The organism is Undibacterium sp. WLHG33 (assembly GCF_049544815.1).
In the GTDB taxonomy this organism is placed as follows: Bacteria; Pseudomonadota; Gammaproteobacteria; order Burkholderiales; family Burkholderiaceae_D; genus Undibacterium.
In genome coordinates, this window is the sequence record NZ_CP186697.1 from 1,795,022 (window position 1) to 1,809,351 (window position 14,330).

General features: G+C 50.0%; 13 protein-coding genes and 1 tRNA gene. 10 read left to right on the forward strand and 4 right to left on the reverse strand.

All coding sequences use genetic code 11. The annotated features are described in order from the left end of the window. The first annotated feature begins 38 nt into the window (after window positions 1–38). Window positions 39–1,406: a DUF3422 family protein gene (locus tag ACOTSW_RS08255; protein ID WP_423682112.1), complete on the forward strand. Its 1,368-nt coding sequence runs from the start codon at window positions 39–41 to the stop codon at window positions 1,404–1,406. A gap of 317 nt (window positions 1,407–1,723) precedes the next feature. On the opposite strand, the gene ACOTSW_RS08260 is transcribed toward ACOTSW_RS08255, so the two are convergent. The 4 genes from ACOTSW_RS08260 to ACOTSW_RS08275 form a co-directional block, all read right to left on the reverse strand. Continuing rightward, complete coding sequence (locus ACOTSW_RS08260; protein WP_423682113.1) at window positions 1,724–4,018, reverse strand: RelA/SpoT family protein; 2,295 nt, start codon at window positions 4,016–4,018, stop codon at window positions 1,724–1,726. A 54-nt stretch (window positions 4,019–4,072) separates the two neighbouring features. Further along, window positions 4,073–4,276 carry a DNA-directed RNA polymerase subunit omega gene (rpoZ, locus tag ACOTSW_RS08265; RefSeq protein WP_423682114.1) on the reverse strand — a complete coding sequence of 68 codons (204 nt, stop codon included), beginning with the start codon at window positions 4,274–4,276 and terminating at the stop codon, window positions 4,073–4,075. 41 nt (window positions 4,277–4,317) lie between these two features. Further along, window positions 4,318–4,962, reverse strand: coding sequence for a guanylate kinase (gene gmk / locus ACOTSW_RS08270; protein WP_423682115.1), 645 nt, complete (start codon window positions 4,960–4,962; stop codon window positions 4,318–4,320). A 120-nt stretch (window positions 4,963–5,082) separates the two neighbouring features. Continuing rightward, the gene (locus ACOTSW_RS08275) at window positions 5,083–5,985 is read right to left on the reverse strand and encodes a YicC/YloC family endoribonuclease (RefSeq protein WP_423682282.1); all 903 of its coding nucleotides are present in this window, start codon (window positions 5,983–5,985) and stop codon (window positions 5,083–5,085) included. Between the two features lie 143 nt (window positions 5,986–6,128). On the opposite strand from ACOTSW_RS08275, the gene ACOTSW_RS08280 reads away from it, so the two are divergent. From ACOTSW_RS08280 to ACOTSW_RS08320, 9 genes are all read left to right on the forward strand, one after another. Beyond that, window positions 6,129–7,142, forward strand: a complete 1,014-nt coding sequence (locus ACOTSW_RS08280) for a serine/threonine protein kinase (protein ID WP_423682116.1) — start codon at window positions 6,129–6,131, stop codon at window positions 7,140–7,142. Window positions 7,143–7,214: 72 nt separating this feature from the next. Continuing rightward, entirely contained in the window at window positions 7,215–8,156 is a 942-nt protein-coding gene (locus ACOTSW_RS08285; protein WP_423682117.1) for a PP2C family protein-serine/threonine phosphatase, read from the forward strand. 2 nt (window positions 8,157–8,158) lie between these two features. Next, the gene (rph, locus tag ACOTSW_RS08290; protein ID WP_423682118.1) at window positions 8,159–8,902 is read left to right on the forward strand and encodes a ribonuclease PH; all 744 of its coding nucleotides are present in this window, start codon (window positions 8,159–8,161) and stop codon (window positions 8,900–8,902) included. Window positions 8,903–8,912: 10 nt separating this feature from the next. Next, window positions 8,913–9,497: an RdgB/HAM1 family non-canonical purine NTP pyrophosphatase gene (gene rdgB, locus ACOTSW_RS08295; RefSeq protein WP_423682119.1), complete on the forward strand. Its 585-nt coding sequence runs from the start codon at window positions 8,913–8,915 to the stop codon at window positions 9,495–9,497. Next, window positions 9,498–10,757, forward strand: coding sequence for a radical SAM family heme chaperone HemW (hemW, locus tag ACOTSW_RS08300; RefSeq protein ID WP_423682120.1), 1,260 nt, complete (start codon window positions 9,498–9,500; stop codon window positions 10,755–10,757). Between the two features lie 4 nt (window positions 10,758–10,761). After that, window positions 10,762–11,520, forward strand: coding sequence for an HDOD domain-containing protein (locus ACOTSW_RS08305; protein WP_423682122.1), 759 nt, complete (start codon window positions 10,762–10,764; stop codon window positions 11,518–11,520). Between the two features lie 99 nt (window positions 11,521–11,619). After that, a complete protein-coding gene (locus tag ACOTSW_RS08310; RefSeq protein WP_423682124.1) occupies window positions 11,620–11,949 on the forward strand; it encodes a hypothetical protein in 330 nt (109 codons plus the stop codon). Then, window positions 11,949–13,964, forward strand: coding sequence for a putative bifunctional diguanylate cyclase/phosphodiesterase (locus ACOTSW_RS08315; protein ID WP_423682126.1), 2,016 nt, complete (start codon window positions 11,949–11,951; stop codon window positions 13,962–13,964). The genes ACOTSW_RS08310 and ACOTSW_RS08315 overlap by 1 nt, the downstream gene beginning before the upstream one ends. A gap of 61 nt (window positions 13,965–14,025) precedes the next feature. Beyond that, window positions 14,026–14,115, forward strand: a tRNA-Ser gene (locus tag ACOTSW_RS08320). The last annotated feature ends 215 nt before the right edge of the window (window positions 14,116–14,330 follow it).

A 14,330-nucleotide genomic window follows, 5' to 3' on the forward strand; every position in this document is an offset into this window, starting at 1 on the left:
TTCTGCGAATTTAATTGAACACTTTTACGGCATCTATCATGGCGCTCAACTACACCAATATCAATCATCCTTTGCGGATTCCGCTGGCGGCCGAAGTACATTCGCGTCCTTCATTGCGTCTGAATGCACCGGAAGTGCTGACCCATATCGCCGTTTTTGCGAACAATCAGGGTCGCACCGGTGGTGATAATCTGCACCTGCAATTAGAGATACTCAGCCAGTTTTGCGGATATTTCGGCGTTGCCAGTCCCGGCGGTGAAGCGAAATATTTTTTTCATGATTTCGGTCGTTTCCGTCTGAAATGGGAATGTCATACCGAATTTGCGACCTACACATTTCTGGATAATCAGGAAGAGTCCACATTGAATGCCCATACCGCGCCGGATATAGCACAAGTATTCGCGCAGGTACCGTTACGGCATGTGCCCCAACAATGGCTTGCCGGTTTACAGGGGAAAGTCATGGTGGCAGCACACGTGGCTTTGATTCCGGCTGCTGTCCCGCTTGATGTCACGCCTCCGGTCGGTACGGCGGCGATGCGCGGGATGTTTGAAGGCAGTGTGCTGGTCGGCAGTCAGGTGATTGACCGTGGTCAGGTCTGGACTGATTTCCTGATTCAGGCCGATGGCTTCAGTCGTTTCATCGTCAAGGATCAGGGCTTTCTCGATCAGCAGGCGGGACGTACCGTGCAGCGCATACTGGAAATAGAAACCTACCGCATGATTGCTTTGCTGGGGTTGCCACAGGCGCAGGCGGCAGCGCCCGTGCTGAATGCCATTGAAAATGAACTGGTGCAGATCACGTCCACCATGACGCTGGCAAGTGGCATTGATGGAGAGTTGGCGGATACGGACGCGGAGCAGGGCGTTTTACGACAGATCATTGATCTGGCGGCGCGCATAGAAAAGCTGGCGCTGGAAAACAGCTATCGTTTTTCTGCATCCAAAGCGTATTTCAGTCTGGTGAATGCGCGTATCGGTGAGCTGCGCGAATCGCGTATCGACGGCATTCCGACGATAGAAGAATTCATGGAACGTCGCCTTGCGCCGGCGATGCATACCTGTGAGGCGATTGTACGCAGACAGGAAGCGCTGGCGGCCAGAATTGCACATACCAATGATTTATTGCGTACCCGTGTCGGCATCGTACAGGAACAGCAAAACCGCAAGATCCTGCAAAGCCTGAACGCGCGCGCCGCACAGCAGCTGCGCTTGCAGCAGGCCGTCGAAGGTTTGTCTGTCGCCGCGATCAGTTACTACGTCGCCGGTTTATTTTTGTACACCGGCAAAGGTCTGAAGGCGATGGGGCTGGAAATCAATCCTGATCTGCTGACCGGAACCCTGATACCGGTGATTGCGGTCTGTGTCTGGCTGGGTTTGCGCCGCATGCATAAAAAATTGCACTAAGCTTTGCCCGGTAAGCTCTGTTGTATCTGAGCGTATCCGGTGTTGCTGATGCTGTGCGCATGGATTAGTGTGTGTATCTGAGTAAGCCTGTTGCACGCTGATTCTGCAAGTGGCCGCAGCGCTTGCCTGCCCGTGTTCGTTCAGCGCTTAAAATCGATTCAAATATACTCCCCGGGGTATATTTGAAAGCCCAGTCAACTCGCTGGCAATCAGGGAGTTTTCACAAAAAACAGGGGGAGTATATTAAAAAGCGCAGTTTTACGCGGAAAACGGAAGGAAACGTCGGCAGGCAGGATAAATCAGGTGTGTCAGAGTTGTCAGACGCGCACAACGCGGATGACGCCATTCAGATGTTTAATGCTGCGCATGATTTTCGCGAGATGGGTGCGATCTTCGACCTGAATGGTGAAGTGGATATGCGTCATGTCGTTGGCGTCACCATCCTCCATATTCACATAACTGATATTTGCTTCTGACTCGCCTATGCCTGCTGCGATACGTGCGAGTGCGCCGCGTTCATTGTTGACGGTGACGACGATGCGGGTATCAAAACTGCGGTTCAGTTCTTCACCCCAGGTGACATCGATCCAGCGGTCCGGCTCTTTGAAATGCATACGTTTTGCATGCTCGCAGTCATCGGTATGCACCACCAGACCCTGATCGCGTTTCAGCTGACCAATGATATTGTCGCCGGGAATCGGCATACAACACGGCGCCAGCTGCACCGATAAACCTTCGCTGCCGTAAATAATGACAGGCTCGCGCTTGTAGTTTTGCTTGTCGCCGAATTGCTGGAATGGGAAGGGGGCATCGTCTTCAACCAGATCCAGAATGTGCCGCGCCACCAGCGTCGCCATCCGTTTACCTATACCGATGTCGGTATAGATTTCATCCATTTCTTTGGCCGTCGATTCATTCAGTAATTTATCGATCAGCGCGGGTGGAAGTTCCGGATTCAGGTTAACTGCCACCAGTGCCTGAGCGAGTAATTGTTTTCCGAGTTCGGTCGATTCATTCAGGTTGATCGTGCGCAGATAATGGCGGATTGCGGAACGGGCTTTGCCGGTACGGACATACGTCAGCCAGTTCGGCATAGGGCGGGAGCCGGGCGACGTGATGATCTCGATGATGTCTCCATTTTTTAATTCTGAGCGCAATGGTACCGGCTCGTGATTGATACGCGTCGCGATCGCCTGATTGCCGATATCGGTATGAATGTTGTACGCAAAATCGAGCGCCGTGGCGCCGCGTGGCAGGGCGATAATCTTGGATTTCGGTGTGAACACATAGACAGAATCGGGGAACAGATCGATCTTCACGTGTTCTAAAAATTCTGCTGAGTCGCCGGTCTGTTTCTGGATATCGAGCAAAGACTGCAGCCATGCATGTGTACGTTGCTGCAGATCGGTCAGGCTGCCGTCGGAATCTTTGTAGAGCCAGTGCGCTGCCACGCCTGATTCAGCGATCCGGTGCATTTCCTGGGTGCGGATCTGAAACTCAACCGGAGTGCCATACGGACCGATCAGTGTGGTGTGCAGCGATTGATAGCCGTTGGTTTTTGGAATGGCAATATAGTCTTTAAACTTGCCCGGCATAGGCTTGTAGAGCGCATGCAGGGTGCCGAGAGCGTAATAACTCTCGCGGAAATTTTCGACGACGATGCGAAAGCCGTAAATATCAAGCACCTGAGAAAAGCTCAGATGTTTGTCCTGCATTTTCCGGTAAATACCGTACAAGGTTTTTTCGCGGCCATAGACTTCTGCTTTCAGACCTGCTTCTTTCAGCGAATTTTTCACTGCTTCCAGAATTTTACTGACCACCTCGCGCCGATTGCCCCGCGCGGCTTTTACTGCTTTGGACAGGGTACGGTAACGCATCGGATACAGATGCGAGAATGCCAGATCCTGTAATTCGCGGTAAATATTGTTGAGGCCAAGTCTGTGCGCAATAGGCACATAGACATCCATTGTCTCGCGAGAAATGCGGCGTTTTTTTTCCGAGCGCATCACGCCCAGCGTGCGCATATTGTGCAGACGGTCCGCTAATTTGACGAGAATAACGCGTACATCGCGCGCCATCGCCAGCAACATTTTGCGGAAATTTTCTGCCTGCGCCTCAATCTGGCTCTGGAACTCTATCTTTTCAAGTTTCGATAAACCATCTACCAGCGTCGCGACCGGCGCACCGAAGCGCTCGATCAGCTCTTCTTTTTTGACGTCCTGATCTTCCATGACGTCATGCAGCAGTGCCGCCATGATGGCTTGCACATCCAGCTTCCATTCCGCACAGATTTCGGCGACAGCGATGGGATGCGATATATAAGGTTCACCTGATTTGCGCACCTGACCGAGGTGTTTTTCGTCAGAAAAACGATAGGCTTCCTTGATCAGCTTCAGATCGCCCGGCGACATGTATTCTGCCAGACGGGCAGACAGTGCCGTCGTCGAGGCAACGCCGACGACCGGCGCCGGTGTTGATGGCTTTACCGGAGACTCAGGTGTAGTTACAGTGTTTTTTTTTGCGCTGCTCTGCTGAGCAATGGCGGACGGGGGCGCGGCAGTATCAGATTCGGCCGGATTACTCAGAGATGAAGAGGTTTCTGTTGCGTTCATTCTGTTTTTTCCGGCCGATGAAGGTGGTTACTTTGATTCTTCGCGCGATGCGAATTACATAGGAACTTTTTTCAGCATCTCGAGACCGACTTTACCCGCTGCGATTTCACGCAGAGCAACAACAGTCGGCTTATCTTTAGCTTCGACTTTTGGCGTGTGACCTTGCAGCAACTGACGTGCGCGATAGGTCGCACACAGAGTCAGCTGGAAACGGTTAGGGATTTGTTTTAACGCGTCTTCAATGGTAATACGTGCCATGTTTTTTCCTAAATACAAATGATACAAATAATTTTTCTGAATTAATCCGGATTGGCGTGAATGCCAAGCTGGGCAAACAATTCGCTGTTCCGTGCCGCCTGTTGAGTGAATCTGCAGCGGGTCGCTTTAACGATAGCGTTCAATTCAGACAATGCGGTAGTAAAGTCCTGATTGATAATAACATATTCGAACTCAGGCGAGTGCGCCATTTCTCCGCCAGCAGCCAAAATACGGCGTGTAATCACGTGCGGTTCATCCTGCCCCCGTTTCTTGAGGCGTTCTTCGAGAGCCGGAATGGATGGTGGCAAAATGAAGATGCCGACAGCGTCGGGAAATTGTTTGCGTACCTGTTGCGCACCTTGCCAGTCAATCTCCAGCAAAACATCTGTACCAGCCCGCATCTGTTCCTCGATGACCACGCGGGAGGTGCCGTAGTAATTACCGTGAACCTCGGCATGCTCCAGAAATTCACCGGCTTTTTCACGCGCAATAAAGTCTTCAACGGTCGTGAAATGATATTCGCGGCCATCCTGTTCGCCCGGACGCGGAGGACGTGTCGTGGACGAAATGGATAACTTGATTTGTGGTTCCTGCGCCAGTAAAGCATTCACCAGTGTGGATTTGCCGGCACCGGATGGTGCCGCAACAATAAACAGGCTGCCTGCAGTGGATGTAATAGGGCGCATAGAGATCTCAGGATGGTATCGTCGTGAAGTCGGAGTTATAAAAACACAACGGCGGCATTGTGTGCCGCCGGCGTTGTCGCTTCTTAAAATATCGGCGGCAGTATAAGCAAATGTGCCGCGTTATTCAAGGTTTTGTACTTGCTCGCGCATTTGTTCTATCAACAGTTTCAATTCCATGGAGGCATCAGCCAGTTCTTTGAGTGCAGCCTTGGAACCCAGTGTATTCGCTTCGCGGTTGAGTTCCTGCATCATAAAATCCAGGCGTTTACCGACCTGGCCGCCTTTTTTCAGGATGTGGCGGGTTTCTGTCAGGTGAGCGGATAAGCGGGCTAGTTCTTCCGCGACATCAACGCGGATACCGTAAACAGTGACTTCCTGACGAATTCTGTCGAACGCTTCTTCGCGGGTAATGGTCTGGGCGGCGGCGTTGCCATTGGCGGGTTGTGCTAATCCCAGCGCCTCTTCGAGACGTGCAATCGATTTCTGCTGAAATTGCTGCAACATTTGCGGCATCAGCGGCGTGATTCTTTCGACGATTTCTTCCATCGCTGCCACCCGGCTGAGGAGCACCTGTTCCAGCGCTGCGCCTTCACGTTCTCGACTGGTGATGAATGCATCTAATGTGTCGTTTATGCTACGGGTGATCGTATTCTGCAGGCTTTCAGCATTGATTTCCGCTTCCTCAATCACGCCCGGCCAGCGCAATAGTTCATTGACTGTAAATGGGGCTGCATCTGGAAAATGGGTTTTCAGATTATTCTGAAAAGCAGCCAGCTGTCCGAGCACCGTGGTATTGAGTGCTTTATTGCTGGTTTCGTTGGTCTTTTTTCCAAAACTGAAACGACACTCAACTTTGCCACGCGCCAGCTTGCGCGAGATTGCTTCGCGGAACAAGGATTCTACGGAGCGGAAATCGTCATTGATGCGGAACTGCAGATCAAGAAAGCGGGAATTGACGCTCTTGATTTCTATGGTGATCGTGCCCGCATCGGTTTCCTGGGTGCTGGTCGCATAACCAGTCATGCTGTAAATGCTCAAGTTATTTCCTTATAGAGAATATGCTGATAGGCGCAAAAGGGCGTAAGAAGTTGTTACAAACCATTATAGTCTTTACAAACAGTGCGATTATCCACACAATCGCTTTTGTCTAAAGGATGGGAATAACAATGGCAGCACAAAATAACGCGCCTTTGCCAGATGGACTGGAAATCGCCGGTTACCGCATTGTAAAGAAAATTGCTTCCGGCGGCTTCAGTATCGTTTATCTGGCTTCGGATGAAGACGGCAATGCCGTTGCTATCAAAGAGTACCTGCCTAGTTCGCTTGCGTTGCGTCAGCAGGGTGAGCTGGTACCAGCAATTTCAAACGAAAATCTGCCGATTTACCGCATCGGTCTGAAATGCTTTTTCGAAGAAGGCAGGGCGCTGGCACGCATCTCACATCCGAATGTGGTCAGCGTTGTGAATTTTTTCCGTGCGAATGAAACGGTGTATATGGTGATGGCATATGAGTCAGGGAGATCATTGCAGGAGCATATTCTGCGTCGCCGTGACAAGGGAGAAAAGCCGCTGGTTTCCGAGCGCTTTATCCGCCGTATGTTTAATCAGGTAATGAATGGTTTGCGTGAAGTTCACACCAACAAGCTGCTGCATCTTGACCTGAAGCCTGCCAATATTTATCTGCGCCTCGATGGTACACCGATACTGCTCGATTTCGGTGCTGCGCGCCAGACATTAAAAACCGATATTCCGAAACTGTATCCTATGTACACCCCCGGATTTGCTGCGCCGGAGTTATATCAGAAAAACGGCAGCCTCGGCCCGTGGACCGATATCTATAGCATAGGAGCCTCTATTTTTGCCTGCATGATAGGCGCTCCTCCTCAGCCGGCCGATCAGCGCCAGACCAACGACAAGATGGAGGCGCATTACCGTAAGCTGGAAGGGATGTATTCGCCGGAGCTGATAGAAGTTGTTCGCTGGTGTCTGAAACTGGACCCGCTGGAGCGCCCGCAAAGTGTATTTGCGTTGCAAAAAGCGCTGGCGATTAAAGCTCAGCCAGCACCGGAGCTGAGTGCTGTCGAAAAAATAAAATTGAAAATCACAACTTTCTTTAAAAAATATCAGAAAAAAAAGCCAGAGAATGACCATACAACAATACAAGAGAGCACACTGAATTGATTATGTGTGAGCCGGTATAGTCGCGTCAGCTTTTTTTATTCATCATTCTTTTCTTAATAATTACTACTGTTCATGCGCTTTTCCGTTTATCAAGAAAGTCATATTGGCGGCCGCAAGGTCAATCAGGATCGTATGGGTTACAGTTTTACCCGCGATGCGATTTTGCTGCTGCTGGCTGATGGTATGGGTGGTCATATCATGGGCGAGATGGCGGCAGCGATTGCCATGCAGACGATAGGTTCGCTTTTTCAGCAACAGGCGCATCCTTTGGTCGGACGTCCGGAACGATTTCTGGAAGACAGTTTTTTAGCAGCACACCAGGAAATACATCGTTATCACACAACAAATAATTTACCGGAAACACCACGCACGACGATTGTTGCCTGTCTGATTCAGAATGGTTATGCGTATTGGGCGCATTGCGGCGATTCCCGTCTGTACTGGATGCGCCAGGGGCAGATATTATTGCGGACGAAAGATCATTCCCGTCTGGAAACCCTGATTGCCCAGGGAAAAGTTGACCCGGCGGAACGTCATACACATCCCGACCGTAATAAGCTATTTAACTGTCTTGGGGCGCCGAATGCCCCCATCGTTGAACTTTCGCGGCGCGCTGCCCTGCAGCCCGGCGATATCATATTGCTTTGTTCTGATGGTTTCTGGTCTATGTTGCCGGACCATATGCTTGCACAGCGTTTGTACGAGCACACGATCGTTCGTGCAATTCCGGAACTGATCAGGTCTGCGGTCAGTATTGCCGGTAAAAACAGCGACAACACAACAGCGCTGGCGCTGATGTGGGAGGGAGACAACAGGTTGGAGGATTCCTCTATTATCACCACCAATACTTTACCTATCGGTTCTATTACGACTACCATACAGGCCCCTGTTGATCCGGATGTTGCTATGGATAACGCAGAACCCGATATTTTCAATGATGCAGAGATCGAAAAAGCCATTGCTGAAATTCGCAATGCGATCCATAAATCATCCCGTCTTACTTCTAAAGATTAATTATGTCTCAGTTTTATATTCAACGCCCCAGTGGCCGCGCAGCGGAAGCCTTGCGGCCTGTTGTGATCAGCCGTCATTTTACTAAGCATGCAGAGGGCTCAGTACTGATAGAGTTTGGCGATACCCGTGTTATTTGTACTGCCAGCATTGAAGATAAAGTGCCGGGCTTTCTGAAGGGCAAAGGGCAGGGCTGGCTCACTGCTGAATATGGTATGTTGCCAAGATCGACCCATACCCGCATGGATCGCGAAGCGGCAAAGGGCAAGCAATCCGGACGCACTCAGGAAATTCAGCGCCTGATCGGACGTTCTTTGCGTGCTGCATTTGATCTGAATGCGTTTGGCGAACGTACATTGCACCTCGATTGTGATGTGATTCAGGCGGATGGCGGAACGCGTACGGCGGCCATTTCCGGCGCAATGGTCGCTGCTTATGATGCATTCTCTAAACTGGTCGCCAATGGTGTGATTGCTCAGGTTCCTCTGAAACATTTTGTCGCAGCGGTGTCGGTCGGTGTGTATCAGGGTTTGCCTGTGCTCGATCTTGATTATCTTGAGGATTCCAATTGCGATACCGACATGAATGTTGTAATGACGGATGCCGGACATTTTATTGAAGTCCAGGGAACAGCCGAAGGTGCTGCGTTTGATCGGGCAACGATGAATCAATTGCTTGACCTTGCTGAAAGCGGCATCAGTGATTTGATCGCTCTACAAAAGCAGGTGCTTGGTTTGTTGGAAAGCTGAGCAGATTGTAATGACAAAAAAAATCGTACTGGCTTCCAATAATCAGGGAAAGCTGAAAGAGTTTTACCAGATCCTGTCGCCTCTTGGTGTGGATCTGCATTCGCAGTCAGAGTTTAATGTACCGGAAGCGGATGAGCCTTTTTTCACTTTTGTGGAGAATGCGCTTGCCAAAGCGCGTCACGCAGCAAAACTGACAGGTTTACCCGCACTGGCCGATGATTCGGGCATATGCGTGAATGCCTTACAAGGTGCCCCTGGCGTATTTTCCGCCCGATATGCCGGAGAACCGAAATCTGATCTGAGAAATAATCAGAAGCTGATCGCCGATCTGCAACATGAGAGCGATAAATCTGCCTACTATTATTGTGTGCTGGTTCTGGTTCGTTCAGAGCATGATCCGCAGCCGGTGATCGCTGATGGTGTCTGGAATGGTGAGATCATTACCGCGCCGCGTGGTGAAAATGGATTCGGATATGACCCGCATTTCTGGATTCCTTCATTGAACAAGACTGTTGCCGAACTGTCAGCAGAACAAAAAAATCAGTTGTCTCACCGGGGACAGGCGTTGCGTACATTGTTTGAGAAGTTGAAATAAATGATCCCGATAAAACCGGTTTCTGAATTGACTGACAACCTACGTTCAACGGAAGATATCTCACAGATTCCACAAGATGTTGCTGCAAAATTTTTGTCCCCGGGTAGTCTGAATCTGTCGGTGTTGCCGCCGCTGTCTTTGTATATTCATTTCCCCTGGTGCGTCAGGAAGTGCCCTTACTGCGATTTTAATTCGCATGAAGTGAAGGGTAGTTTTGATGAGAATGCCTATCTGACGGCGTTGCGTGCAGACCTGGAAGCTTCATTACCCCTGATCTGGGGCCGGAAAATTTATACGGTATTTATCGGTGGTGGCACACCAAGCCTGATGTCGGCTGCGGGTGTTGACCGGTTGCTGTCTGACCTCCGTTCTTTGCTGCCGCTCGATGGTGCGGCAGAAATAACGCTGGAAGCCAATCCCGGAACTTTTGAAACCGAAAAATTCCGTTCGTTCAGACAAAGCGGAATTAACCGTCTGTCGGTGGGAATACAAAGTTTCAATTCACGCCACCTCGCTGCTCTTGGCCGCATTCACGATGGTGATGAAGCAAAACGCGCAGTCGACATTGCCGCGACGCATTTTGATAATTTCAATCTCGACCTCATGTTTGCATTGCCGGGGCAGACTTTGGCGGAAACTGAACAAGATATTCAGAGCGCGTTATCTTTTGCTCCGCCGCATTTATCCTTGTATCACCTGACGCTGGAGCCGAATACCTATTTCGCCAAATTCCCGCCGGCGATTCCTGACGATGATACCAGTGCTGAAATGCAGGACTTAATACACGCGAAGATGGCTGGCGCCGGATATGTTAACTATGAAGTATCGGCGTATGCGAAACCAGGTAAAGCCTCCCGGCATAATCAGAATTACTGGACTTTTGGTGATTATCTGGGGATTGGCGCCGGAGCGCATTCCAAGCTGTCGTTCCCACATCGGATTATCCGTCAGGCGCGTTACAAACAGCCGAAAGCATTCATTGAAGCAAGTATGGCTGGTAATGCCGTTCAGGAGTCAAATGAGGTCGATGTGCGTGATCTGCCATTCGAATTTATGCTGAATGCCCTGCGCCTGAATCAGGGATTCCCTGTCAATTTATTCCAGGACCGAACCGGTCTGTTGCTCAATTCTATAGAAAAAGAATTACAGCTGGCTGAAAAAAAAGGGCTGATACAGAGAGATCATCAGACTATTTCGCCGACGCCGGCGGGTAGCCTGTTTTTGAATGATCTTCAGGAAATTTTCTTGCGTGACGCGTAATCAGATGTACCAATCAACTATCCCGTCTTTTTTACCCGTCATGAATTCGCAGCAGCAATTGGCTGCGATTTACCCGGATTTCGGCGAAATTGAACAGAGTGCCGTCTTTGCCATGCTGGAGCAATGGCAACTGAGAGGTATTTTCGACAGACTACCTGATATCAGCTATCTGATTTCTGTACAGGATCCGCAGCAGATTCCGGCAGAGCTGCATATGAGTTTGCCCCCTGCTCGGATCGTATTATGTGTGCCTGAAGAACGGTGTGCCATCGAGCCTGTTCAGACTGGTTTGAATAATATTATCAGAGCCGGATTCAGGGTCGTTACTGATCAGTTTAAGGCTCAGACCGAATTGCGCTGGGGCGATACCCGGCACATCGGTGTTGACTGTGCTAACGGCGTACCATTAAGTGGCAAACCCTGGATGACACGCCTCAATAACGGCCAGCACTGGGCTAAACATCTGTCGTCGTCACATGATCTGGAGCAGGCAGTGCAGGCAGGTTTTACTTTATTTTCAGGCGATTACGCATTTCACCCGCCGGCACAAAATAAAGCAGCGGACAGCTCAGCACGAACCCGTTTACTGAAACTGCTCGGACTCGTGTCGCGCGATGCCGACTCGGATGAACTTGAAAATTTGATTAAACAAGACCCCACCTTGTCTTTTATGCTGTTCAAGTTAGTCAGTTCTGCTGCGTTCAGCCAGCAGGTGCGTGTTTCGACTTTTGCTCAGGCGCTCAATTTATTAGGGCGCAGGTAACTGCAGCGGTGGCTGCAGTTACTTCTGTACGCACGTCAGCAGGGCCAGGGCGGCGCCCTTAATCCCCTGATGGTGCGGGCTGCTTTTCGCGCCAGTATGATGGAAGCTGTATTTCTGAGGCTTGGCGCAGCGAAAGACGATCTCGATAGTGCATTCATGGTCGGTATGTTTTCCTTGCTCGATAAATTATTTGGCAGCGAGTTGACCGAGGTATTGCGTCCTTTACACTTGCGAGAGGATATTCTGCAGGCCTTGCTATACAAATCTGGCAGACTGGGGCAGTGTCTTCATCTGGTTGAATTGGCTGACCGCACGAATAGCATCGCTTTGCACGAGCAATCCGCATCGCTGCAGTTGGATGCTGATAGTTACTGCGATTGTGTTTTTGACGCTTATGTGTGGGTCAATCATGTTTGCCGGGATATGTGATGATGAAAACATCTGCGGATCTAGTGAATCTGAGCCTTGGTGTTACTCTGGGGGAGGCGGTTCTCAGTCTGGACGAGAGCGCGTTGGATAACGAAATCAACCGGATTGCGCACACATTATTTTCTGATGGTGCCGTCACTTACGAGCGTGGTCATGTCACATCCGGTATGTCTGAGCAAGGATTTCGCATTTCTGTGTCTCCTGAAACTTATTATCTGCTTGCCGCCAGACAGGGAATTTATTCCGAGGCGGATCTGGAGAAAATGAATGCCCTGGCAGCGCTGACGGCGCGCTTGTTTGCCAAACGTCAGCATCTGTTGCAACAGCAAGATCTGAATTTGCAGCAGCAGATGCTGCAGATGCAGATACTGGATCAGATACATGAATCCGTGATTACGATGGATCTGGCCGGCTTTATACTCAGCTGGAATCGTGGAGCTGAAAAATTATTTGGTTACCGTTCTGACGAAGTTCTTGGAAAAAACATACTGTTTTTATATGACGACGAAGAGTCAGACGATGGTATGTCAGCATTTTTCGATCACTTTCTGGAGCACGGTGGCCGCGAAATGGAAGTGCGTCGTCGCAAAAAATCAGGCGAGGTATTCTGGGCAAGTCTGACTTTGTCTCCGCTGATCAATCCTGACAATCAGCCGGTCGGCATCGTCGGATACCTGAGCGATATCACCCAGCGCAAAGAAGCTGAGAAAAAAATAAATCGTCTTGCTTATTTCGACACGCTGACGCAGCTTCCGAATCGCAGCTTGTTCAAACAACTGGTCGATCAGTCTTTGCAGCAATTGCGACGCAAGCAAACAAGCGGTGCCTTGCTCTTTATCGATTTAAACCGATTCAAGCCGGTAAATGATACATTTGGACGCCAGGTCGGTGATGCTTTGCTGACGCAAGTTGCCAGACGTATCCAGCAGACTTTGCGGAACGAAGACATGATTGCCCGGCTGGGTAGTGATGAATTTGCGGTCGCTTTGACCGATGTGAATCAGTATTATCACGCCAGTCTCGTCGCACAAAAAATTCTTTCTGCGCTTGATGCTGCATTTGATATTGGCATACATGAATTACGCGTCAGTGCCAGCATTGGTATCAGCCTGTTTCCGGAAGACGGAATGGATGCGGACAGCTTATTGCAGCGTGCAGATATTGCGATGTTTAAGGCAAAACGCAACAGCGCAGGTATTTCAGGCAGTTACGCGTTTTACAGTCAGGACATGGATGCACATATTGCCGGCAAATTATTTCTGGAGTCAGGCTTACGCAAGGCGCTTGATCAGCAAGAGTTTTTTCTGGTGTATCAGCCTAAGATTGATGTCCGGTCGCGTACTCTGGTCAGTGTCGAGGTGCTGCTGCGTTGGCAGCATCCTGAACGCGGTTTAATTTCGCCGGTCGAGTTTATTTCGATCGCCGAAGAGTCCGGGCTGATTCTGCAGATTGATGCCTGGGTTTTAAACTCTGCTTGTCGGCAAGCAAAGTCGTGGCAGGATACAGGTCTGACGCCGTTCAGAATTGCGGTGAATCTGTCAGCCAAAGAATTTACCAGCGCTTTGCCATCGAAAATTGAAGCACTGCTGCGGCAGCATCAGATTTCACCCGCCTGGCTGGAACTGGAAATTACCGAAAGCATGTTGATGAACAGCACCGAGAGCGTGATTGCGATTATGGAGCAATTGGTCGCGCTCGGTGTCAGCCTGGCACTGGATGATTTTGGCACTGGCTATTCCAGTCTCTCGTATCTGAAACGCTTTCCAATTTCATCAATTAAAATTGACCGTTCTTTTGTACAGGGTATTCCGGCGGATGCGAGTGACTGTGCGATTGCCAGTGCGATTATTGTCATGGCGCATCAGTTGCAACTGAAGGTCGTCGCAGAAGGGGTTGAAACACCAGAACAGTATCAATTCCTGAGCGCCGCATCTTGCGACGAGGTGCAGGGTTTCTTGTTTTCCCGACCGACATCGCCGCAAGAGATCACGAATTTGATAACCAAAGTCTTTTAAGACAAAAAGTTTCCCTCCAGGCTTGTTTTGCATATCGCTATCAGGATATAATGCGAGGCTCGGAAGCTTGGCAGAGCGGTTGAATGCACCAGTCTTGAAAACTGGCGAGGTGTTAAAGCCTTCGTGAGTTCGAATCTCACAGCTTCCGCCAAAATAAAATGATAAGCCCTTGATTTTTAAGGGTTTTTTCTTTTTCTGGCTTGCTTAGTATGCCATCTGGTATGCCATTTTGGGTTGGAACGGATTCATCCATATTGGACGGCTGTTTGTGATAAATCACTCTTGGAGTGATTTTGAATCCTTGTCTTATCGACGATTGCCAATCGACGGCGAACTCCTTCTTTTTTTGGGGGCGCTAAGAAGGCT

Bases quoted from the DNA above. Each gene is read 5' to 3' on its own strand.
- ACOTSW_RS08255 (WP_423682112.1), top strand. From the start codon at position 39: ATGGCGCTCAACTACACCAATATCAATCATCCTTTGCGGATTCCGCTG.
- ACOTSW_RS08260 (WP_423682113.1), bottom strand. From the start codon at position 4,018: ATGAACGCAACAGAAACCTCTTCATCTCTGAGTAATCCGGCCGAATCT.
- rpoZ (WP_423682114.1), bottom strand. From the start codon at position 4,276: ATGGCACGTATTACCATTGAAGACGCGTTAAAACAAATCCCTAACCGT.
- gmk (WP_423682115.1), bottom strand. From the start codon at position 4,962: ATGCGCCCTATTACATCCACTGCAGGCAGCCTGTTTATTGTTGCGGCA.
- ACOTSW_RS08275 (WP_423682282.1), bottom strand. From the start codon at position 5,985: ATGACTGGTTATGCGACCAGCACCCAGGAAACCGATGCGGGCACGATC.
- ACOTSW_RS08280 (WP_423682116.1), top strand. From the start codon at position 6,129: ATGGCAGCACAAAATAACGCGCCTTTGCCAGATGGACTGGAAATCGCC.
- ACOTSW_RS08285 (WP_423682117.1), top strand. From the start codon at position 7,215: ATGCGCTTTTCCGTTTATCAAGAAAGTCATATTGGCGGCCGCAAGGTC.
- rph (WP_423682118.1), top strand. From the start codon at position 8,159: ATGTCTCAGTTTTATATTCAACGCCCCAGTGGCCGCGCAGCGGAAGCC.
- rdgB (WP_423682119.1), top strand. From the start codon at position 8,913: ATGACAAAAAAAATCGTACTGGCTTCCAATAATCAGGGAAAGCTGAAA.
- hemW (WP_423682120.1), top strand. From the start codon at position 9,498: ATGATCCCGATAAAACCGGTTTCTGAATTGACTGACAACCTACGTTCA.
- ACOTSW_RS08305 (WP_423682122.1), top strand. From the start codon at position 10,762: ATGTACCAATCAACTATCCCGTCTTTTTTACCCGTCATGAATTCGCAG.
- ACOTSW_RS08310 (WP_423682124.1), top strand. From the start codon at position 11,620: ATGGAAGCTGTATTTCTGAGGCTTGGCGCAGCGAAAGACGATCTCGAT.
- ACOTSW_RS08315 (WP_423682126.1), top strand. From the start codon at position 11,949: ATGATGAAAACATCTGCGGATCTAGTGAATCTGAGCCTTGGTGTTACT.